General features: G+C 64.4%; 15 protein-coding genes. 10 read left to right on the forward strand and 5 right to left on the reverse strand.

What is annotated here, in order from left to right; all coding sequences use genetic code 11:
• Positions 1 to 10: 10 nt before the first annotated feature.
• Complete coding sequence (locus LI337_RS16560; RefSeq protein ID WP_227231023.1) at positions 11 to 1783, reverse strand: ABC transporter substrate-binding protein; 1773 nt, start codon at positions 1781 to 1783, stop codon at positions 11 to 13.
• Between the two features lie 185 nt (positions 1784 to 1968).
• Between LI337_RS16560 and LI337_RS16565 the strand changes: the two genes are divergently transcribed.
• From LI337_RS16565 to LI337_RS16575, 3 genes are read left to right on the forward strand one after another with little or no spacing between them, the layout of a single operon-like run.
• Entirely contained in the window at positions 1969 to 3288 is a 1320-nt protein-coding gene (locus LI337_RS16565) for a DUF7405 family protein (RefSeq protein ID WP_227231024.1), read from the forward strand.
• 2 nt (positions 3289 to 3290) lie between these two features.
• On the forward strand, positions 3291 to 4961 hold the full coding sequence (locus LI337_RS16570) for a CRTAC1 family protein (RefSeq protein WP_227231025.1): 1671 nt from the start codon (positions 3291 to 3293) through the stop codon (positions 4959 to 4961).
• 54 nt (positions 4962 to 5015) lie between these two features.
• A complete protein-coding gene (locus LI337_RS16575; RefSeq protein WP_227231026.1) occupies positions 5016 to 7247 on the forward strand; it encodes a glycoside hydrolase family 3 N-terminal domain-containing protein in 2232 nt (743 codons plus the stop codon).
• Here the strand turns inward: LI337_RS16575 and LI337_RS16580 are convergent.
• The 3 genes from LI337_RS16580 to LI337_RS16590 all read right to left on the reverse strand — a co-directional run bounded on the left by LI337_RS16580 (position 7238) and on the right by LI337_RS16590 (position 11164).
• Positions 7238 to 8320, reverse strand: coding sequence for a TrmB family transcriptional regulator (locus LI337_RS16580; protein ID WP_227231027.1), 1083 nt, complete (start codon positions 8318 to 8320; stop codon positions 7238 to 7240). The genes LI337_RS16575 and LI337_RS16580 overlap by 10 nt on opposite strands.
• Before the next feature lie 955 nt (positions 8321 to 9275).
• Positions 9276 to 10037, reverse strand: a complete 762-nt coding sequence (locus LI337_RS16585; protein WP_227231028.1) for an IclR family transcriptional regulator — start codon at positions 10035 to 10037, stop codon at positions 9276 to 9278.
• Between the two features lie 332 nt (positions 10038 to 10369).
• Positions 10370 to 11164, reverse strand: a complete 795-nt coding sequence (locus LI337_RS16590; protein ID WP_227231029.1) for a creatininase family protein — start codon at positions 11162 to 11164, stop codon at positions 10370 to 10372.
• Positions 11165 to 11575: 411 nt separating this feature from the next.
• Here LI337_RS16590 and LI337_RS16595 point away from each other — a divergent pair, with 411 nt between their 5' ends.
• The 6 genes from LI337_RS16595 to LI337_RS16620 all read left to right on the forward strand — a co-directional run bounded on the left by LI337_RS16595 (position 11576) and on the right by LI337_RS16620 (position 17783).
• Positions 11576 to 13333 (forward strand): ABC transporter substrate-binding protein, encoded by a 1758-nt coding sequence (locus tag LI337_RS16595; protein ID WP_227231030.1) that lies wholly within the window; start codon positions 11576 to 11578, stop codon positions 13331 to 13333.
• A 102-nt stretch (positions 13334 to 13435) separates the two neighbouring features.
• Positions 13436 to 14401 (forward strand): ABC transporter permease, encoded by a 966-nt coding sequence (locus LI337_RS16600; protein ID WP_227231031.1) that lies wholly within the window; start codon positions 13436 to 13438, stop codon positions 14399 to 14401.
• On the forward strand, positions 14402 to 15409 hold the full coding sequence (locus tag LI337_RS16605) for an ABC transporter permease (protein ID WP_227231032.1): 1008 nt from the start codon (positions 14402 to 14404) through the stop codon (positions 15407 to 15409).
• Positions 15399 to 16439, forward strand: coding sequence for an ABC transporter ATP-binding protein (locus LI337_RS16610; protein WP_227231033.1), 1041 nt, complete (start codon positions 15399 to 15401; stop codon positions 16437 to 16439). Before LI337_RS16605 ends, LI337_RS16610 begins: the two co-directional genes overlap by 11 nt.
• Positions 16432 to 17562 (forward strand): ABC transporter ATP-binding protein, encoded by a 1131-nt coding sequence (locus LI337_RS16615; protein WP_227231034.1) that lies wholly within the window; start codon positions 16432 to 16434, stop codon positions 17560 to 17562. The genes LI337_RS16610 and LI337_RS16615 overlap by 8 nt, the downstream gene beginning before the upstream one ends.
• Positions 17559 to 17783, forward strand: a complete 225-nt coding sequence (locus LI337_RS16620; RefSeq protein WP_227231035.1) for a hypothetical protein — start codon at positions 17559 to 17561, stop codon at positions 17781 to 17783. Before LI337_RS16615 ends, LI337_RS16620 begins: the two co-directional genes overlap by 4 nt.
• Positions 17784 to 17821: 38 nt before the next feature.
• Here the strand turns inward: LI337_RS16620 and LI337_RS16625 are convergent, their stop codons facing one another.
• Positions 17822 to 19183, reverse strand: coding sequence for an MATE family efflux transporter (locus LI337_RS16625; protein WP_227231036.1), 1362 nt, complete (start codon positions 19181 to 19183; stop codon positions 17822 to 17824).
• A gap of 127 nt (positions 19184 to 19310) precedes the next feature.
• Here LI337_RS16625 and LI337_RS16630 point away from each other — a divergent pair, with 127 nt between their 5' ends.
• Positions 19311 to 21566 carry an NADP-dependent malic enzyme gene (locus LI337_RS16630; protein ID WP_227231037.1) on the forward strand — a complete coding sequence of 752 codons (2256 nt, stop codon included), beginning with the start codon at positions 19311 to 19313 and terminating at the stop codon, positions 21564 to 21566.
• Positions 21567 to 21768: the final 202 nt, after the last annotated feature.

A 21768-nucleotide genomic window follows, 5' to 3' on the forward strand; every position in this document is an offset into this window, starting at 1 on the left:
CGTACTGTGTTTACTCGTTCTTCGGGGTCAGCTTGCCCTGCTTCGGGAGCCAGTGGGACGGCCACTTGACGCCACGGGCGGGGTCGTCTTCCGACGGGACGTTCCAGTTGCCATCCGTGAGCCACGACTGGTCGAGTTTGCCGACCAGCCCGAGCACCGGGATGTTCTGGTTGTGGTGCCACGCGACGCGTTTGACGGTCTCGGAGACCTCGCCCTCGTCCTGCGTGGTCGCGACGGTCTGGATCTCTTCGAGCGGGTTCAGGGTCATCTCGCCCGACCCGTCCATCGCGGGGACGGTGTGTTCGCCGCTCGGGAAGTTGTGGCCGCCGTCGACGTCCGGGATGCGCATCTGCCAGCGGAGCGGGAAGTACGGGAACGACGAGCGAGCGCCGCCGGGGAGCCAGTAGAACGCACCCATCGTGAAGTTGGACTCGATGTACGACCCGAAGTAGTCTCCGCCGGGCAGTGACTTGATCTCGAAGTCGAAGCCGAAGGAGTTCAACTGGTCGACGACGGTGTTGGTCGCCGTCGTCCAGTCGGTCCACCCGGCCGGCGTCACGTAGCTTCCGCCGATGGTGTCGCCGTTCTCGTCTTTCCACGTGCCGCCGGACTTCGAGTAGCCTGCCTCACGAAGCAGCGAGGCGGCTTTCTCGGACTGGGTCGCGTCCATGCCGTACCCCTCGAAGTCGCCGTAGGCGTCGCCGAGCCAGCTCTCCTGGTCGCTCGGTGCGATACCGGTGATCTTCGGTGCCGGGTCTTTCGTGCGCGGCCCGGCGTTCTCGGCGACCTGTTGGCGGTTGATGACGTGTGCGACTGCCTGGCGGACCTTCCGCTTGCCGAAGACGGGGTCGTCGTGGTTGAACATGATCCCGTAGCCCCACTTCGCCGGAAGCGGGATCTCCTCGACGGAGTCCGGGAAGTTCGCGACGATCTTCGGCGGGGCGAACAGACTCGTGACGACGTCGAGTTCACGACCCATCAGCCCCTGCTGGAGTGCGGTGTTGTCCTGTCGGTTCAGCAGTTGGTACTCGGTGAACGTGACGTTGTCCGCGCTGTGGAACTCCTCGTTGCGCGAGAGCGTCCACGCCTGATCGCTCTTCGACTCGTAGCTGAAGGGACCGTTGCCGTGGATGTCCTCCTCCCACTGGAACTGCTGGATCGCAGAGGCCTCCTTGTCGAGGAACTCGTTGAAGACCGGCTGGTAGCCGTGGATCCGCAGGTCGCCGTTCGCGAGCGTGTGCTTGATGATCTCCGGGTTCGACGGTCGCTCGAGCGAGATGACGACCGTCTTGTCGTCCTCGCCCTGTTCGACGCTCTCGGCGAAGTCCCAGAGCGTGGCGTTGGTCTTCTTCATCAGTCGGAACTGGGTGATGACGTCGCCGGCGGTGACGTCGTCGCCGGTGTCCCACGTCAGGTCGTCGCGGATCGTGAGTGTCACCGTCTCGCCCTCGAAGGACCATGACTCGAGGCCGGCCAGTTCGAACTCCTGCGTCTCGAAGTTGTAGGCGGCGAACCGCTCGAAGAGGTGGTTCCCGGCGATCCAGTCGTAGTTCTGGGTCCCCATCGGGTTCACGTGCATGTTCGTCGGGACGCCGTTGTTGGTCGCCCCGACCAGGGTGGCGTCGGAGACACTCGACCCTCCCTCGGTGCTGGTAGATCCGTCGTCCTCGCTCTCGCTCTCGTCCCCGCTGCTGGTGCCGGCGCCACCACCACCGCTACAGCCGGCGAGGGCTGCTGCACCGGAGACACCAGTTAGTTCGACGAAACGCCGTCGGCTAATCATATCGCTATAGTCGCCAGTAGGTCCTGACATGCGTACGAACAGACTGTCTGCTACCGTGTATTAAACATTTTGGTCAATCATCCACGTTAGCGGCCACGGCCCGACCGGCCTCGGTTCGGAGTCCTATCGCCGTCTGCTCACAGATCAGCGAAAGAATTATCCATCGTTATTCGTTACCACAGGCAATGCGCCCAGACGAGTCGCAGGGCCTCCCTCGCCGAAGCTTCGTTCGTGCGGCGGTGGCCATCGGTGGGACCAGCGCCCTCACGGCGTGTCTCGAACAAGAACAGAACAAACTCGCCAGCGACGGTCAGCAGGTGGCGAGCACCGAGGCGGAACCGGAGTTCCCACGTGGCGACCCCGAGTCCGTGCCCGACGGCCAACATCGGTGGGGCGAGTATCTCGTCCGGGACGCACACGGGAACACGGTGCCGCCACAGCAACTCGTCGTCGTCGGTCTCGACTACGAGGGGTCGGCTCCCCCCACGGACGCGGAACGGACACAGGTCGAACAGTCGCTCGCCCTCCTCGACCGCGCGTTCCAGTGGGGGACCGGCGGTAACGCGGGCGCGGCGTTCAACCGTGGACTCCTGTTCATGATCGGCTACGCACCGAAGTACTTCGAGCAGGTCGGCGCGAGCGTCCCGGAGGGGTTGACGCCTCCAGAGACTGTCCTCGAGTCTGTCGGCGAGGACCCTGCCCACGCAGACAGCTACGACGCGGTCCTGATGATGACCAGCGACATCGGCTCCGTCCTGCTGGCGGCGGAGTCGGCGTTGTTCGGCGAGGTGGAGACGGTGAACGGGCTGCCCGTCGAGTCGACGCTCGAGGGCGTCTTCTCGAAGGCCGGCAGACACGTCGGCTACATCGGGAAGGGCCTGCCGGCCGACAAACTCGACAACGAGGACATCCCGGAGGACGCACCGCTCTCGATGGGGTTCAAGTCCGGCTTCCGGGACAACCTCCCGCCGGAGGACCGGGTCACCATCGACGACGGCCCCTTCGCGGGCGGGACGACCATCGCCTCCTCGACGCTCCGTATCGACCTCGACCGCTGGTACGACCAGACCCACCAGGAACGGACAGAGGAGATGTTCTGCCCGGCACACACCTCCGACGAGGTCGGTCCGGTCGGGGAGAAACTCGGCGGCGACAGCGGGATCACCGAGGAGGACGTCGATCGGATCGAAGACGACGCCGAGGAGTACGGAAAGATCGGGCACACACAGAAAGTCGCTCGGGCGCGCGACGACGACTTCCACGCGAAGATCCTCCGCCGGACCGAAGGGGTGGCCGACACCGTGACCGACGGCGCGGGCTTCCAGTTCAACTCGATCCAGGAGACGATGGCCGACTTCGTCGAGACGCGCGTGGCGATGAACCCCGACGAGTACGACGACGACCTCCCGGCGGAGGACCACGGGATCACGGACTATCTGGAGACGCTCCGTCGCGGCAGCTATCTCGCCCCGACGCGTGACGACTGGGCGCTCCCGGTGGTCTGACGATGGGCAGAACGCTACTGACCGTTGCGGTGGTACTGCTCCTGGTTCTCGCTGGCTGTTCGGCGGCCCCCGACTTCGGTAGCGACTCCTCGGAGTCGGAAGCACCACGCATCCAGTTCGAGGACGTCACGGCCGACTCGGGACTCCAGTACGAGGCGACCGGCAGCGGGGTGGGGAGCGGGAACTCCGGGGTGTACACCGCCGACGTGGACGACGACTCGTGGACGGACGTCCTCGCCATCGGCGGAGACGGCCCCACGCTGTTCGAGAACCGCGGGGGACAGTTCACCCGGAGCGACGCCCTGCCGTCGGTCGAAGCCGACATCAAGAGCGCTGTCTTCGTCGACGTCGACCGCGACGGCTACCCCGACCTGTTCCTGTTCGGCCGCGAGGGGACCGTCCACGCCTTCCACAACGACGGCGGGACCTTCGAACCGACCGACTACGGCCTCGGGAACCTGACGTACCCGCTCGGGGCGACCGCCGCAGACTACGACGGCGACGGCGACACGGACCTGTTCGTCTACCAGTCCGGGTCGTGGCGCGACCGCAAGCCGGCGGGCTACTTCAACCTCCGGACGACGATCGAGTCCGACAACGGCAACCCGAACTACCTCTACGAGAACGTCGGCGGGGAGTTCCGGCGCGTCGACAGCGAGGCCATCGACGGCGACCACTGGAGTCTGGCGGCGAGTTTCGCCGACTTCACCGGCGACGGCCGCCCGGACATCCACGTCGCCAACGACTACAACAACGACACGGTGTACGTCAACCGGGGCGACGGCACCTTCGACCGGCGATCGCTGGGCGGGTCGACTGCCCGCAACGGGATGTCGTCGGACGTCGCAGACGTGACCGGCGACGGGCGACCGGACGTGTTCGTCTCCAACATCTGGTTCCCCAGCCTGAAGGCGAACATGGACGACGAGCGATACGACCGCCTGAAGCGACTGCTCGAGTTCGTGATCCACTCGAGTCGGACGAAGGGGAACACGCTCCTCGTCAACGGCGGTGACGGGACGTTCCGCGACGCCGCAGACGACTTCGGTGTCCGCCACGGCGGGTGGGGCTGGGCGGCCAGCATGACCGACTTCGACAACGACGGCGATCGCGATCTGGTCCACACGACCCAACACGTCGTCAGGATCAACCGCACGGACCCGGTCTACACCTACCCGATGGTGTTCCAGTCGCGGAGCGCGTCGGGAGGGGAGGCGAGCAACTTCACGCGCGTGAACAAGAGCGTCAACGGCATGCGCGAGACCGACGGGCGCGGCCTCGCGACGCTCGATTACGATCACGACGGCGCACAGGAACTCGTCGTCGCCACGTACGACGCGTCGTTCGTGGTGTACGACAACGCGGGGACCGCCGACCGCAACAGCGTCCAGTTCCGCGTCACGACGGAGCGCGGGGCGACGGCACTCGGCGCGGTCGTCACCGTCACGGCCGGCGAGACCGAGCAGGTGGTCGCCCAGACGGCCAACGTCGACTACCTCTCGCAGGACTCCCGGGTCGAACACGTCGGCGTCGCCGACCACGAGACGGTGACGCTCCGCGTCCGCTGGCCCGACGGGACCGAACGCGAGTACGAGAACGTCTCTGTGAACCAGCGACTCAGCCTGACGAAGTCGGGCATCGTCGTCACCGCGACCACGGACTCGGCCGACTAGTCGCGGTGTCCGACCATCCAAAATTATAAATCCGAGTGGTAGACTCTACGAAGTATGCAGACTAGTGGCAAGCAACCCTTGTATAGAGACGAGACTGCCGCCACGGCGAAACGCGTCGAAGACCTCCTCGACCGGATGACACTGGAGGAGAAAGTGGGCCAACTCGTCGGAACCTGGGCCGGCCACCTCGACGGGTTCAAGTCTATCGACGACGTCGCCGACGAGATCAGAGACCACGGCGTCGGTGCCGTCGCGTCGTTCGGCTGGGGCGGTGCGGTGGATATGCGTCTCGAGGAGATCGTCGAGGACGTGAACCGCCTGCAGGAAGTCGCCCTCTCCGAGACTCGGCTGGGTATCCCGCTGTTGTTCAACGTCGACGCGGTCCACGGGCACGCGTACGTCGCCGAGGGGACCGCGTTCCCGAACGGCCTCGGCGTCGGCGCGATGTGGGACGAACAGGCGACAGAGGAAGCCGCGCGCATCACGGCGACCGAGGTCAGACGCAGCGGTGCCCACCAGAACTACTCGCCGACGTGTGACGTCGCCCGCGACCCACGCTGGGGCCGAACGTTCGAGACCTTCGGCGAGAGCCCCTACCTCTGCGGGAAACTCGCTGCCGCGAAGGTCCGCGGCTACCAGGGCGACGGGATCGAGGACCGGTCGTCGGTGGTCGCCACGGCGAAACACTTCCCGGCGTACAGCGAACCCGCACGCGGCGAGGACGCCGCGCCCGTCGAAGTCTCCGAGTACCTCCTCCGGAACGTCTTCCTCCCCTCCTTCCTCGACACGCTGGACGAGGACGTCGAGTCGGTGATGCCCTCCTACAACGCCATCGACGGCGAACCGTCACACGGGTCGCGCCGGTACCTCACGGACCTGCTGCGTGGCACGCTCGGCTTCGACGGTAGTATCGTCTCGGACTGGGGCGGTGTGAAGATGCTCCACAACGACCACAGGATCACGACAGACCACCGCGAGTCGGTCAGACAGACCCGCGAGGCCGGCCTCGACATCGCCTCCGTGGACGCGATCGACCACGCCGAGAACCTCGTCTCGCTGGTCGAAGACGGTGAAGTCGCCGAGAGCGTGGTCGACGAGAGCGTCAGACGCGTCCTCTCACAGAAGTTCCGGCTCGGACTGTTCGAGGACGCGTTCGTCGACGAGAGCGAGGCGAAGGACGTCGTCGGCTCCGAGACCCACCGCGAGGCGTCGCTCGATGCGGCACGGGAGTCGATGACGCTCCTGAAGAACGACGATCTGCTGCCACTCGACGACGACGCGGACGTCCTCGTCACCGGTCCGAACGCGGACGACGTGGTCCACCAACTCGGTGGCTGGAGCGTCCCGGAGGACGACGGCACCGACGTCGTCACGATCCGAGACGGCATCGAGGGAGTCACGGAGGGCACCGTCAGCTACGAGCAGGGCGCGACGATCAACGACGAACTCGACGTCGACGCCGCCGTCGACGCCGCCGAAGACGCGGACGTCGCCGTCGTCGCGGTCGGGGAACCGTGGTACCTCCACGAGTTCGGCCCGAGCGTGGACACCGGGACCGACCCCGACGAGTTCCCGAACCGCCACTCGCTGAGCCTGCCGCCGGCCCAGCGCGAACTCGTCGAGGCGATCCACGAAACCGGGACGCCGACGGTCGGCGTGCTCGTCACCGGGCGGCCGCTCATCGTCGACTGGATGGCCGAGCACGTCCCCGCGATTCTGCTGGCGTACTATCCGGGCACGATGGGCGGCCGTGCCGTCGCCGAGACGCTGTTCGGGGAAAACGAGCCGAGTGGTCGCCTGCCCATCTCGATTCCGAAGTCGACCGGGCACCTCCAGACCCGGTTCAACCACTTCCCGCACCCCACGCCGATCGGCCAGGAGGAACACCCGTCGTCGTACGACCCACTGTTCGAGTTCGGTCACGGCCTCAGCTACGCCGAGTTCGAGTACGGCGACGTGACGCTGAGCGAGTCCACGATCGGCCCACACGAGACGACGACGGTGCAGGTTCCCGTCGAGAACGTCAGCGATCGCGCAGGCAGCGACGTGGTACAGGTGTACGTCACGAATCACGCGAGCGCACGCGTGACGCCGGTCCGGGAGCTTCGTGGCTTCGACCGCGTCTCACTCGACGGCGGAGCGACGGCGACCGTGGCGGTCGAACTCGCCGCGACAGAGTTCGGGCAGGTCGGCGCGGACGGCTCCCGACAACCGGACGCCGGCGAGTACTCGGTCCACGTCGGCGAGCAGACGGTCCCGCTGACGGTCGAGACGACCTACGACTGAGCGACGCCGTCGAACGAGACCGCCTCGAGTGTCAGTTTTTGCGCCTCGATGTCCTCGTAGACCGCCCCCCAGCCACCGACGGACAGAACGTCGTCGCCCGTGTCGATCCACACGATTGCGTACGTCGAGAGTCGTTCGAGCGACGGCGTCTCGTCGACGAACACGTCGGGGTAGTAGATGTCGGTGAGTGTCCCGGTGACGGTGCGATACTCGCGTGTCGTCGTGTCGATCCCCGAGATGGTCACGGCGATGTCCGCTCCGTCGTGGTGCAGTGGGGTGATGTCGCGGATGAACTCCTTGAGACTGATGTAGGTCTTCGGCGTCTGCTGGGTCGACGACACCGGGTCCCAGGCGTACCAGAGACAGGTCTGGAAGTACCAGTGGTTGATAAAGGAGAGGATGTCGTCGTTGATGAGGATGCCGTAGTCCTCTTTGGCCCGTGAGTTGGGAGCGAAGAACGTCCGATGCCGGTCGAGAACGGCGAGAAACGGGCCGGGAATGTTGACGACGCGCATCTCCAGGCCCGTCTTCGGGAGGTCCCAGGACGCCGCGCGGCGCTCGAGATCCGGTTCGTAGTAGATGGCGACGTGGACGACGACGCCACGGTTGGCCGCTTTGTACAGATCAGTCTGGAGCGAGTCGAACTGGTCGGCGGTCAGCGCGACTTCGACCCCGACCTCCGCGTCGCGAATCTCCGACCGGGCGTGCTCGAGGACCGTCTCGGCGTGTTTGACGACCCCGACCCGGTGGTCCGTGAGGTCCGGTTCCTCCCAGCGGTTCTCGAGTTCCTCGGCGGCGTCGCTGAACAACTCCCCCCGTTCGCGCAGGTGCGTGAGGATATCGACGGGGTCGGACGGTTCCGCGTGCAGTCGGTCCTGGTCGATCGTCTCGACGAACCCCTTCGTCTCCAGCGAGCGAAGCGTATCGTACACCTGTGAGGTCGGCACCCCCGACTTCTTCGCGACATCGACGGCAGCGAGGCGACCGTGGTCGACGAGCGTCAGATACGCGTCGGCCTCGTACCCAGTGAGGTCGGCGTTTTCGAGCGCCTGCTTGAGCGTGTCGCGGTCCATACACAGTGGCTCACCGTCCACCCTATAATGTCTGTCGCACGTCTTCGCGGAACGTATCCGAAATCGTATCTTTCGAAGATGTGCAGGCGGCTCAGAAATACTCCGAATTATTACTATTTCGACGAAATTAGCAAGTGTCTTCTGTACGGTCCAGCAGCGTTCTAGCGCGCAACAGTGTTTTCAGTAGCCACCTAAATAATCATTTTCTGTATGTAACGGCGATCGGTGTGTAGTGACTAGATTAATACTTTGATCGACAACAGCGACTCCGCGACACCGGTCGGACTCCCGTGACTCGACGAGGGCGAGACGCAGTGACGGACGGTCTCCGAGCCAGATACTCCCCGTTCGCCGTCACCGACTCCGACCGAGTGAGACGTGGTGGTCTCGGCTCTGTCTACGCGACGTGAAGAACGGTTCTCGCGTCGAACGATGTGCAGTGCAGACGCTGCTTGGAACGGCAGGGTCGAGTCGACCACGTCTTACAGCGCTACAGTTGTAACACTCCCTCTCGGGGCGACGACGCCTCCGCCCGGACCTCGCGTTACAGTAGTACGAGTGTAACGCAGACCTGCGCCTGTCGGGACGACCCGATCGCTCCGGCTTCGTCTGTGCCTCGGGGTGCCACACGACGACAGCCGACAGATGGTGTCTGCGGACGTCGATCCGCCCGTGAGTGGGAAGGCCGGTCGTCTCGACTCGCGGGGCTGTCGTCCGTAATCGTCGGATCGAACGCTATCCACACGTCTCGGGCGTAGAGTCCAGGGTAGTGTCCAAAATCGACCGATATCGTGTGTTTCGTCCAGAAATCCGACTGTTCGTGTGTGTCCACCGTGTCGAGTCGTCTCCCGGCCATTACAGTCGTACGCGTGTAATCTACCGGCGATGGGTCGCTCGCGGAGCGTGACCGGAGCCGAGTCCGTTGCCGTTCAACAATCTTGGACGCGCACTTCGCTCACGAGTAGGAGACGGTAATCTCGACGATGTTCGCCGCGTTCTTGACCATCTCGGGGATCTCCTCCTCGAAGCGTTCGTCGTGGATACGACCGACCGGACCCGAGACGCTGAGGGCTCCGACGACCTCACCGTCTCTCGTGACCGGGGCCCCGATGCACCGGAGCCCCTTCCGCACCTCGCCGTCGTTCACGGCGTAGCCCTGACGCGAGACCGTCTCCAGTTCGCGCACGAGTTCGTCGCGGTCGGTGATCGTTCTCTCGGTGTGGGCGACGAGGCCGGTCTCGTCGATGATCTCATCGACGCGGTCGGTCGGGAGTTTCGAGAGGATCGCCTTCCCGGAAGCCCGACAGTGCAGATCGACGTGCTTCCCGATGTGCGACTTCATCGGCATGGCCTGCGCACCACGCTTCCGGTAGAGGTAGACACCGCGTCCGTGCTCCGGGATCATCATACTCGCGAGCTCCCCGGTCTCCTCGGCGAGTCTGTCGACCTCCTCACGGCCGACCTGGTAGATGAGCTGCTCCGACCGCGCGTTCTCTCCGATGTCCAGGAACCGCATCCCGATGTGGTACGTCCCGTCCCGGTTCACGGCGTATCCGATCTCCTCCAGTGAGGTGAGGTACACGTGTGCCGTACTCTTCGGCAGGGACAGCTCGTTCGCGACCTCCGTGACGCCCGCCCCACCCGACCGTTTCAGGTACTCGATGACCTCCGACGCCGAACGGAGCGATTTGAGTGGCTTCGTCTTGGTGCTGGACATACACGCACTGTGCACACGTACCACATATATCTATCCCCCTTCGCGGGACGACCGTGAGTCGTCGCTCCCCCGCAGTGGGCGAACCTGCGGGAGGCTGCTCGATCCCCGCCGTCCACGAGTGTTGGACGAACACGCGAGTCACTCGCAGGCAGTGTCTCAGACGGGCGGCTGTTGGACGCCTCTCTCGATCGGTCTACCGATCACCGCTCTCGATCTCTCTGTCCGGAAGTCAGGAAGTGGACCGCTCGGCGTCCCGCTTTCTCGAACCTCGACTCGCGGTGTCGCCGTCGCTACGGCGACTGGCGTACGAAAAGAACGCTGTTCCGGCTCTCCTACTCGTCGTCGGACGAGCGCTGCAGGGTCTGCACCCCGTCGGTCGATTGTTCGAGGTCCTCCTCGAGGGCGTCGAGGATGCGCTCGGTCGTGTCCGCCACGACCTGTTCCATGAACTCCGCGTCGGAGTCGCGCGGGTCACCCCGGCCACCCTGCACGGTCAAGTCGGTGTACCACGTGTACTGCCGGGCGTTGAACGACGCTTTCCGTTCCTGGTTCACCTTCTCGTCGGCTTTCACGAGGTCCGGGTGGTAGAGTTCGGTGACGCTCGTCTCGTGGGGGCCGGCGTGACTCCAGTTCTCACCGAACCGCTCGTTCAACTGCTCGCGAGCGTAGGACGTCCAGTCGACGAGGTACACCTCGATGTCGTGTTCGCGCTGGAGTCGGTCACCCGCGAGCTTCAGGGGCGCACTGTTCCCGCCGTGGCAGTTCACGATCAGCAGTCGCTCGGCCCCGTGTTCGGAGATGGACGACCCCAGTTCCCGGACGACCTTCTGGTACGTGTCCGGGAGCAGCGTCAGCGTCCCCGCACGGGGCATGTGGTGTTCGGAGTATCCGAAGGGGAGTGTGGGAAGCCGGAGCATCGACAGCCCACGGTCCGGTGCCGCCGTGACCAACTCCCGGGTCAGGTTCTCCGCGCGGAGCGTGTCGACAGAGACCGGAAGGTGCAACGAGTGTTGCTCGATGGCACCCGTCGGCAGGACGACGAAGTCCGCGTCGTCGATGGCCGTCTCGGCGTCCTCCCACGTCATGCTCCCGAGGTCGTAGTCTTCGTAGTCCAGCGAGACGGTCATCGAGACGCCTCCGGAGTCACGTCGACGTGTGTACCTACGGCGTTACAGCCCCTTGGGTGGGTCCCTACGGTGGTACTGGCTGGCATCATCTTCTCGACCTACCCCGATGGAGAACAGATATTTATATTTTTTTACTGTCTAACAACGGTTTGTCTGTCTATCCAGTGGATTCCTCACAGACGGTGGAGGCGAGTCGACCCCACGCTCTCCCGTGATCACCTGTCTCGTGTGGCCGAACCACGCGTGATCGTGGCCGCGAGACGCTCGAAGGTGAGCCGGAGTCGGTCGGCGTCGTCTCGAAGCGGGGTGAACTCGGCTCGACCACGGAACAGGTGCGTGAACCTTGGTAACGAGCAACACCCCAAGATTTATATAATGGTATTTCATTGGTGGGGATGCCACACGTTGGCAATGGAGATACGCCCAGACATGGCCAGAAACATCACCGAAATCGACATCAGCAAGCGTCAATTCCTCGCGATGACTGGCACCCTCACGGGTGCCTCCCTGGCAGGGTGTGCCGGGGGCGACCCCAGTTCGTCGGGCGGCGGCGACACGGGAGGAAGCGACAGCACGAGCGACGACACTGCCAGTTCCGGCGGGGACCCGGTCCGACTCAACGTCGCGATCGCCTCCGAACCGTGGAACTTCGATCCCGCACTGTGGGCAGACACGGGATCGAGTGCGATCGGGAGTCTGATCTACGACGAGATCATCGAACTGACGCCCGAGACCGAACTCGCACCGGGACTGGTCGAAGAGGTCCCGACGCCGACGGACGACGGCAACTTCGAGTACACGCTCCGCGAAGGGATCGAGTTCCACAACGGCGACCCCGTGACCGTCGAGGACTTCAAGTACTCCGTCGACTGGATTCTGAACCCCGACAACAACTCTCCAATCCGCCGACGGATCCCGAACGTCGCGAGCACCGAGATCGTCGGTGACCGGACGCTCCGGTTCAACATGGAGACCACCTTCACCACGCTGAACTGGTGGCTCACACGTGGGATCGAGGGGATCGTCCCCGAGGGCTCTCGCGGCTCGGCGAAAGAACGTGAGGGCCCGACCGGGATCGAGACGGCGCTGACGACGGACCCGAGCGGCTACGGCACCGGGCCGTTCCAGTTCGTCGAGTGGAACAGCGGGCAGAACCTCCTCTTAGAGAAGAACGAGAACTACTGGAAAGAGGGCATCCCGAACGTCGACGAGATCAACTTCCAGTTCATTCCGGAGGATTCCACCCGACTGGCGAACCTGCGGTCGTCGTCGACGGATCTGACCAGTGCGATCCCCGCGAAGGACTTCCAGTCGCTCAAAGATGCACCGGGCATCGAGGCGACGAGCAAACCGGGGAACAGCACTCAGGTGATCTACATGAACCTCATGGAGGCCGAGGGGAACCCCATGTCGAACGTGAACAACCGCCGGGCAGTCCAGTGGGCGGTCGACGCCGAGGAGATCCTCGACGAGATCTTCTACGGACTCGGCGAAGTGCAGGCAGGGCCGTGGTACAAGGACAGCGAGTGGACCTCGCCCAAACTGAAAGAGATGGAGATGTACGACCCAGACAAGGCCCGGCGAGAACTCGAGAAGGCGGGCAACCCGGACGGGTTCGAGTTCAGACTCCTCACGACGCAGGGCGGGCACTTCAAAGACGAGGCGGTCGTCATCCAGAACCAGCTCTCGAAGGTCGGCATCGACATGGAGATCGTCGTCCTCGAGAAGTCGGCACTCTTCGATCAGGTCTACGGCACCACGGACTGGCACGCCGCACTCGAGAGTTGGACGAACGCCGTCCCGGTCGTCACCTACTGGCTCAGTGCCGGGTTCGTCCCCAACAACAGGAACCACAACAACTGGCACCACCAGACCGACGACCTCGAAGACCCCTTCGAGCCGAGCGGACCGCCGGCCCCGTCGGACGCGGAGGGTGACTTCTCCAACGGGCACGACTGGTACGTGCAGACGCTCCAGAAAGCACAGCAGACTGCCGACGAACAGGAGCAGAAGGAACTGGTCTACCGGCTCGAAGAGTACCTCGTCGAGAACGCCATCCAGGTCGACCTGGCCTACACCAGCAAACTCGCGGCGTGGGACGAGTCGGTCTCCGGCTACGGACTCGGATCGTTCGCCTCGGAGATGCGCTCCGTCTCGAAGGACGCCTGACCGACTCGGCTGACCGATAGAGCTAAGATACCTTGTTTATCTGCCCTACATAACACAAACAATGGTCACAGATACCGTCAGCAGACCGAGGAGTGGTCGCCGATGAGTCTCTGGAGGTACGTCCTGAAGCGCCTGCTTCTGATCGTGCCCGTGCTGTTCGGCGTGAGCGTCCTCATCTTCGGGATGATGCATCTCGCACCGGGTGGACCGGCGGCGGTGCTCCTCGGTCCGCTCCAGAACGAGCAGATCATCCAGGAGATTCGCCGGAATCTCGGCTTGAACCAGCCCTTCTACGTACAGTACTGGCGCTGGGCGAGCAGTGCCGTCCAGGGAGACCTCGGTAACTCGTGGACCGTCCAGCAGGGGACGCCGGTCACGACACTGATCAGCGAGCGACTCCTCCTCACCTTCGAACTGGCGTTGCTGAGTGAGATCCTCGCGGTGTCGATCGGCATCCCGGCCGGCATCATCGGTGCCGTCTACCAGAACCGGTCGGCGGACCACCTCTCGCGGATCGGCGCGCTGGCCGGCATCTCGATCCCGAACTTCTGGCTCGGCATCGTCCTCATCATGGTGTTCGGCGTGACGCTCGGCTTCGAGTGGGGTATCGGCGGGTGGGTCTCACCTTTCGACGACCCCGTGAGCAACCTGCAGAACCTGCTGCTCCCGGTCATCGCGTTGGGGACGGCCCACGCCGCGATCATCCAGCGGATGACGCGCTCGGAGATGCTGGAGACGCTGAATCAAGACTACGTTCGGACGGCCCGCGCCATGGGGATCAGCGAGCGCGAGGTCATCCTGAAGGACGCGACGAAGAACGCACTCATCCCGGTCGTCACCGTCATCGGGATCAGCATCGGTGGCCTGCTGAACGGGGCCGTGCTCACCGAGACGGTGTTCAACCTGCCCGGCCTCGGGAAGTTGCTCATCCTGGCGATCAGCCGACGCGACTACAGGGTGATCCAGGCGCTGATCCTGTTCATCGCGTGTGTGTTCGTCTTCGCGAACCTCGCAGTGGACATCATGTACGCGTATCTCAACCCACGAATCCGTGAGGGAGGCGAATAGATGGCGACACAGAACCAGACCGACGCGACCCAGAGCGAGCCGGTACAGGAACACCGATCACAGTTCCAGCAGTTCTGGCGGGAGTTCAAGCGGAACAAACTCTCGCTCGTCGGCGCGCTCATCATCGGTCTCGCCCTCTTCGCGGCGATATTCGCTCCGGTCGTCGCACCACACGATCCGGCGACCCAGTACGAGGCACCCGACGGCGAGCGGAACCCGTTGCCGCCGGGGTCTACCGTCTTCACCGAGACGGAGACGGCAGAACTCGGCGCACCGGTGACGGCGTACCTCGGCACGGACAATCACGGACGCGATCTGCTGTCGCGGATGATCTTCGGGCTCAGGACACTCATGGTGATCGCCCTCGGGGTGATCGCCTTCGGCCTGTCCATCGGTGCGACGATCGGTGCCGTCGCGGGGTATCTGAGCGACACGTGGATCGACGAGACGCTGATGCGCGTGATGGACATCCTGCTCTCGTTCCCGAGTCTCATCCTGGCGATAGCTATCGTCGGGACACTCGGTGTCGGCGAGACGGACTACGGCTGGATCGCGGTGCCGAACCTGGCGAAGATCATCTTCGTCATCGGCATCTCGCGGGTGCCGAGTTTCGCTCGCGTGATGCGCGGTGCCGTCATCAAGGAGATGGAGGAGGACTACGTCGACGCCGCCGAGGCACTCGGCGCGGGCGACACGCACATCCTCGTCCGGGACGTGCTTCCGAACACGATCCCCATCGTCGTCGTGCAGGCGACGCTGTACATGGCGACGGCGGTTCTCGCCGCCGCAGGACTCTCGTTTCTCGGCCTCGGTCTCCAGCCACCGACGGCGAGTCTCGGACTCATCCTGTCGAACGCACGGAGTTACATCTACAGTGGCCACTGGTGGTTCCCACTGTTCCCCGGACTGGTGCTCATGATCGTCATCCTCGGGTTCAACCTATTGGGTGACGGTCTTCGTGACGCGCTCGACCCCCGGTACTCGGAGGAGGGTGCCAATGAGCACTGACGCCGTCCTCGAGGTCAAGAACCTCGAGACCCGGTTCTACACCGAGGAGGGCGTCGTCGAAGCGGTCGACGGCAACTCCTTCACCCTGGAGGAGGGTGAGATGCTGGGCATCGTCGGCGAGTCCGGATCCGGCAAGAGTGTCACCGCGATGTCGATCATGGGACTCATCGACGACCCCGGTCGCATCGAAGCCGGCGAGATTCTGTACCGCGGCGACGACCTCCTGCAGAAGAGCAACAGGGAGATGCGACGCATCCGCGGGAACGACATCTCGATGGTGTTCCAGGACCCGATGACGTCGCTGAACCCCGTCTTCACCGTCGGGAGCCAGATCTCCCGCATCGTCCAGAAACACATGGGGTTGTCGAAGGCCGCCGCCCGCGAGCGCACGATCCAACTGCTCGAAGACGTGGGCATCCCCGAAGCAGAGGGACGAGTCGACGACTACCCACACCAGTTCTCCGGCGGGATGCGACAGCGCGTCCTCATCGCGATGGCCATCTCCTGTGACCCCGACGTCCTCATCGCCGACGAACCCACGACGGCACTGGACGTGACCATCGAGGCGCAGATATTCGAACTCCTCGAAGACTTGCAGGCGAAGTACGGGATGAGCGTCATCCTCATCACCCACGACCTCGGGGTCGTGGCCGGGACCTGTGACAGGGTCGCGGTCGTCTACGCCGGCAACATCGTCGAGCGTGCGACCGTGACCGAACTGTTCGAGTCGCCGAGACACCCGTACACGCGCGGGTTGATGCGGTCGATTCCGAAGCTTCGCCGCGACGAGGAGCAACTCACGCCCATCGAGGGGAAGATTCCCGACCTGGCAGCCCTCCCATCGGGGTGTTCGTTCCACCCACGGTGTGAACACGCGACCGAGGACTGTCGGCAGGTCGACCCCGAACTCCGGGAGATCGCCCCCGGCCGCCAGGCGGCGTGTCTCAACGCCTACGGCTACGACCGGGAGGGACCCGACGGGCACGCATCGAGCAGAGCGACCACAGACGGAGGTGTGACCGATGAGTGAACAAGATCCGATCCTCGAAGTCGAGAACCTGACGAAACACTTTGTCCAGAACGACGGTGTGCTGGACCGCCTCCTCGGTGCGGACAAGACGGTCAAGGCGGTCCAGGACATCTCGTTCGACATCGATCCCGGCGAGACGGTCGGACTCGTCGGCGAGTCCGGGTCGGGGAAGTCGACGACCGCCCGGAGTATTCTCCACCTCGACCGACCGACCAGCGGGACCGTCACCTACGACGGGACCGACCTCACGGAACTCTCCAGTAAAGAACTCAAACGCTTCCGAAAGCGGATCCAGATCGTGTTCCAGGACCCGGCGTCGAGTCTCAATCGACGCAAGAGCGTGGGCCAGATCATCCGCCAACCGATGAAGGTCCACGGCCTCTACAAGGGAGAACGCACCGAACGGGTCGAAGAACTCATGGAACAGGTCGGGCTGTCTCCGGAGTACTCGAACCGCTACCCACACGAGTTCTCCGGGGGCCAGCGTCAGCGTGTCGGCATCGCGCGGGCACTCGCGGTGGAACCGGAGTTCCTCGTCTGTGACGAGCCGGTCTCCGCCCTCGACGTGTCCATCCAGGCACAGATTCTCAACCTGCTCGAAGAACTGCAGGTGGAGTACGACCTCACGATCCTGTTCATCGCACACGACCTCTCCGTCATCAGGCACGTGTGCGACCGGGTCGCAGTCATGTACCTCGGGGAGATCGTCGAGGTCGCAGAGACCGAACAGTTGTTCTCGAGCCCTCAGCACCCCTACACGAGAGCGTTGCTCGAAGCGATCCCGGAACCGGATCCGGAACTCGCTCGCCAGCGGAAACCACTCTCGGGAGAGGTCCCCTCGCCGATCGACCCACCGTCCGGGTGTTCGTTCCACCCACGGTGCCCCAACGCAACCGAGGAGTGTCGCTCTGTCGACCCGGACCTCACCCAGGTGGAGGGGGCGACCGACGGGCACGCGGCCGCCTGTATCCACGCGGAGACCTTCGAACCCGACAGCGGGATCACCCTCGAATCGTCGATGGGCGACCGGTACGCACCGGAGAACTTCCTCCACGCAGACGGGCCCGGTCCTCGGTCGGTCGAACCCGCCGAGGAACTGGAGAACACGGAGGCGAGCGAATGATCCGCCTGCGGGACACCGTCCGACCGCTGCTCCCCCTGGCACTGACGTTCCTCGTCGTCCTGACGTACGACATGTTCGTCTCGATGGTGCTGTCGGGCATCCCCCGCGTCGCCGTGACGATCACACTCTCCATCGTGACGTGGTACGTCATCGCACGTCTCCTCTGGGGCGACTCCGAGGGGTTCGTGCCCGCGATCCGAGGACGGAAGGGCGCTCAGTAACCACCGGGTCGACTTCTGCGTGGCTCCCGCGCCCCGGCTTACCTGCGTGCGTCCATCATCCGGGTCGCCCCCTCGGCCCAGTCTCCCCAGAGGAACCCGACACACGCGACGAGTGCCCACCACGCGTACGTGAGAACGATACCCGCGTAGATACCCGGGAGGCCGTAGCCGAGTCGGATCCCCACGAGGTAACTCGCCCCCAGCATGAACACCATCGTCCCGGTGAACCGGGCGTAGAAGGGGGTTCGTGTGTCACCCGCGCCCTGCAGTGCACCCGCCAGCGGGAAGAAGAGCCCGAAGAACAGCATCGAGACGCCCGAGATCCGAGTGAAGGCGACGGCGTACCGGAGCGTCTCGGGGTCGTCGGTGAACACGGCCGACAGCGGTCCCGCGGCGGCGACCAACGACACCCCGACCAATCCGACCGTGAGGACACTCAGTGCGGACACCGCACCGCCGACGAATCGGGCTTCCACCGGCTCTCCCGACCCCAGCGACTTCCCGACGAGGATACTCGCCGCCACACTGTACGATCGGTAGAGTGGTCCTGCGAGTTGCTGGTAGATCCGTCGCCCGACGTGGTACGCCGCGTTGACTTCGGTCCCGAAGACGAGCAGGATCGCGTTGAACGGGAAACTCGCGAGCGAGGTGCTCATCCCTTCCGCGAAGTTCGGGAGGCCGACCGTGAACAGTTGTCTCGTGACGACCGGGTTCGTCGGTCGGACGAGAGAGAGGTCGATCCGGTCGCTCACGAACAGGCCGACGATCGACAGCGCCTCGAAGCCACGACTGATCGCAGTCGCAGCCCCCACGCCGACGATGCCGAGTCTCGGCAGGCCCCAGAGGCCGAGTCCCAGTCCGACGGTGGCGACGATGTTGAGCGCGTTGGCGAGTCCGTTCACGATCATCGGTGTCCGCGTGTCCCCCGTTCCCTGCAACGCTCGGGCACCGACGATCGCGACGATCCGGAGCGGGGCGACAACGAAGAGGATCGAGAGGTACTGCGCCGCCATCCGGACGACGTCGCGGTCCGCCCCGAGGACCTCGATCAGGACGTCCGTGACCGTCACTCCGACGAGGACAATCGGCAGGCCGACGAGGACCCCGATGAGCATGGCCTGCGTGACCGCTTGATCCCGGCTCTCGATCGCACCACTCGCGGTGTCCTGGCTCGAGATCGCGATAGCACCCGTCCCGAGAGCGCGACCGATCCGAAACGGGATCTGCGCGTAGAGGTCCGCCAACCCGATCGCGGCGACGGCGGCGGGTGAGAAGACTCCGGTGACGACGACGTCGACGGACCGCATGAGCGTGTTGAGCAGTTGCTGAACGGCGATCGGCCACGACAGCGAGGCGATCTCCCGCCACGTGTCGGTGAGGCGACGTAGCAACTCTGCCATCAGTACCGTACCGACACACAGTGCCGGTTTGAGTCTGTGGGAATCGGCGAATCGAGAGTCGCTCGCGGCCCGGCGAGTGGGTTGAGCCAACCGAAGCGACTATCCTCCCCACGAGGCGTGTGTACGCATGACGCTCGAAGACGAGTCGCGTGAGTATCACCGACGGTCACCCTCGGGAAAAGTAGAGATATCGACGACGAAGCCGACCAGCACCCAGCGAGACCTCTCGTTGGCGTACTCACCGGGAGTCGCTACCCCGTGTCGCGACATCGCCGAGGACCAGTCGCTCGCGTACGAGTACACCACGAAGGGGAATCTCGTCGGTGTCGTCTCGAACGGCTCGGCCGTGTTGGGGCTCGGTGATATCGGCCCGGCGGCCTCGAAACCTGTCATGGAGGGGAAAGGGGTTCTGTTCAAGCGGTTCGCCGACATCGACGTGTTCGACATCGAACTCGACCTCGCAGACCCGGGCGCGTTCACCGAGGCGGTCGCGGCGATGGAACCGACGTTCGGCGGGATCAACCTCGAAGACATCCGAACGCCCGACTGCTTCAGTATCGAAGCCGCCCTTCGCGACCGACTGGACATCCCGGTCTTTCACGACGACCAGCACGGGACGGCGATCATCTCCGGGGCGGCCCTCCTTAATGCCGTCGACCTCGTGGACAAATCGCTCGGTGAGGTCCATGTCGCGTTCGCGGGCGCGGGTGCTGCTGCGACCGCGACGGCGAGATTCTACACCTCACTCGGCGTCCCTCGCGAACAGATCACGATGTGTGACGTCGACGGGATCCTCTCGGCCTCACGCGCCGATGCGGGCGAACTGAACGAGTTCACCGAGCCGTTCGCCCTCGGCGTCGAGGACGGCGACCTCGCGGACGCGATAGACGGGGCGGACGTGTTCGTCGGCCTCTCGGTGGGTGGTATCGTGAGCCAAGAGATGGTCCAATCGATGGCCGCCGACCCGATCATCTTCGCGATGGCGAACCCCGATCCGGAGATCAGCTACGACGACGCGAGAGCCGCCCGCGACGATACGGTCATCGTAGCTACGGGACGGTCGGACTATCCGAACCAGGTGAACAACGTGCTCGGCTTCCCGTTCATCTTCCGTGGGGCGCTCGACGTCCGCGCGACCGACATCAACGAGGAGATGAAACGTGCCGCCGCCGAGGCACTCGCCGACCTCGCTCGGACGGACGTGCCCGATTCGGTCGTGAAGGCCTACGGCGACGGACCACTACGGTTCGGGACCGAGTACCTGATCCCGAAACCCCTCGACTCGCGCATCCTCTACGAGGTGACGCCGGCAGTCGCGGAGGCTGCGATGGACAGCGGCGTCGCTCGGAGATCGGTCGATCTCGACAGCTACCGTGAGGAACTCGAAGCACGCCTCGGCACGTCGCGTGAACTGATACGCGTGGTACTGAACAAGGCGACGTCCGACCCGAAACGGGTCGTCTTCGCCGAGGGTGAAGACGAGAAGATACTCCGGGCGGCGAGCCGACTCGTCGAAGAGGGGATCGCAGATCCCGTCCTCGTCGGGCGATCCGAGCAGATCCTCGGGACGATCGACGAACTCGGTCTCGACTTCGACCCGGTCGTCGCCGACCCGGCAGACGGCGAGTGGAGTCACTACGTCGAGTACCTCTACGAGCGTCGCCAGCGGAACGGTCTGACTCGGTCGGCGGCCGCCGAACTCGTCGAGCAGGATCGGAACTACTTCGCGAGCGTGATGGTCGCGACCGGTGACGCGGACGCGATGTTGACGGGGCTCACGAACCACTACCCTACGGCGCTCCGCCCGCCGTTACAGGTCGTCGGCACGGCACCGGAGACGGACTACGCGGCGGGGGTCTACCTGCTGACCGTCGGGAACCGCGTCGTCTTCTGTGCCGACGCGACGGTCAACCTCGATCCGGACGCGGAGGTGCTCGCCGAGGTGACGAAACACACCGCCGACCTCGCCCGACGGTTCGACGTCGAACCCCGTGCGGCACTCCTCTCGTACTCGGACTTCGGGAGTGTCGACACCGAGGGCGTCGAGAAGCCTCGACACGCGGTCCGAACACTCCGCGAGGACCCGGCGGTCGACTTCCCGGTCGACGGCGAGATGCAGGCCGACACTGCACTCGTCGCGGAGATGCTCACCGACACCTACGACTTCACGGACCTCGACGCCCCGGCGAACGTCCTCGTCTTTCCGAACCTCGAAGCCGGGAACATCGGCTACAAACTGCTCCAGCGACTCGGTGGAGCAGAGACCATCGGACCGATGCTCGTCGGGATGGACAAACCGGTCCACGTCCTTCAGCGAGGCGACGAAGTCCAGGATATCGTCAGTCTCGCTGGTGTCGCCGTCGTCGACGCGCAGAACCGGTGAGTACGGATCGGCGTCGGCGGGCACCCACCGATCTGTCGTCGTAGAAACGATGTGTCGTTTTATGACGAGCGTCGGAGAACGTCGGGACGGTCGATAGTTCACAGACGGTTTCTGACAGGCCCAAACCACGAGATAGATAGTAAAATCGGGACCCACAGTTTCTGCATTTCCTCTACCATTGTTCCCTTTCTCACTCGTATAT

It is taken from the genome of Salinirubrum litoreum (assembly GCF_020567425.1).
GTDB classification, from domain to species: Archaea; Halobacteriota; Halobacteria; order Halobacteriales; family Haloferacaceae; genus Salinirubrum; species Salinirubrum litoreum.

Coding starts and splice junctions, on each gene's coding strand:
- LI337_RS16610 (WP_227231033.1), top strand. CDS start 15,399: ATGAGCACTGACGCCGTCCTCGAGGTCAAGAACCTCGAGACCCGGTTC.
- LI337_RS16575 (WP_227231026.1), top strand. CDS start 5,016: ATGCAGACTAGTGGCAAGCAACCCTTGTATAGAGACGAGACTGCCGCC.
- LI337_RS16605 (WP_227231032.1), top strand. CDS start 14,402: ATGGCGACACAGAACCAGACCGACGCGACCCAGAGCGAGCCGGTACAG.
- LI337_RS16565 (WP_227231024.1), top strand. CDS start 1,969: ATGCGCCCAGACGAGTCGCAGGGCCTCCCTCGCCGAAGCTTCGTTCGT.
- LI337_RS16560 (WP_227231023.1), bottom strand. CDS start 1,783: ATGATTAGCCGACGGCGTTTCGTCGAACTAACTGGTGTCTCCGGTGCA.
- LI337_RS16580 (WP_227231027.1), bottom strand. CDS start 8,320: ATGGACCGCGACACGCTCAAGCAGGCGCTCGAAAACGCCGACCTCACT.
- LI337_RS16600 (WP_227231031.1), top strand. CDS start 13,436: ATGAGTCTCTGGAGGTACGTCCTGAAGCGCCTGCTTCTGATCGTGCCC.
- LI337_RS16590 (WP_227231029.1), bottom strand. CDS start 11,164: ATGACCGTCTCGCTGGACTACGAAGACTACGACCTCGGGAGCATGACG.
- LI337_RS16595 (WP_227231030.1), top strand. CDS start 11,576: ATGGAGATACGCCCAGACATGGCCAGAAACATCACCGAAATCGACATC.
- LI337_RS16570 (WP_227231025.1), top strand. CDS start 3,291: ATGGGCAGAACGCTACTGACCGTTGCGGTGGTACTGCTCCTGGTTCTC.
- LI337_RS16630 (WP_227231037.1), top strand. CDS start 19,311: ATGACGCTCGAAGACGAGTCGCGTGAGTATCACCGACGGTCACCCTCG.
- LI337_RS16585 (WP_227231028.1), bottom strand. CDS start 10,037: ATGTCCAGCACCAAGACGAAGCCACTCAAATCGCTCCGTTCGGCGTCG.
- LI337_RS16620 (WP_227231035.1), top strand. CDS start 17,559: ATGATCCGCCTGCGGGACACCGTCCGACCGCTGCTCCCCCTGGCACTG.
- LI337_RS16625 (WP_227231036.1), bottom strand. CDS start 19,183: ATGGCAGAGTTGCTACGTCGCCTCACCGACACGTGGCGGGAGATCGCC.
- LI337_RS16615 (WP_227231034.1), top strand. CDS start 16,432: ATGAGTGAACAAGATCCGATCCTCGAAGTCGAGAACCTGACGAAACAC.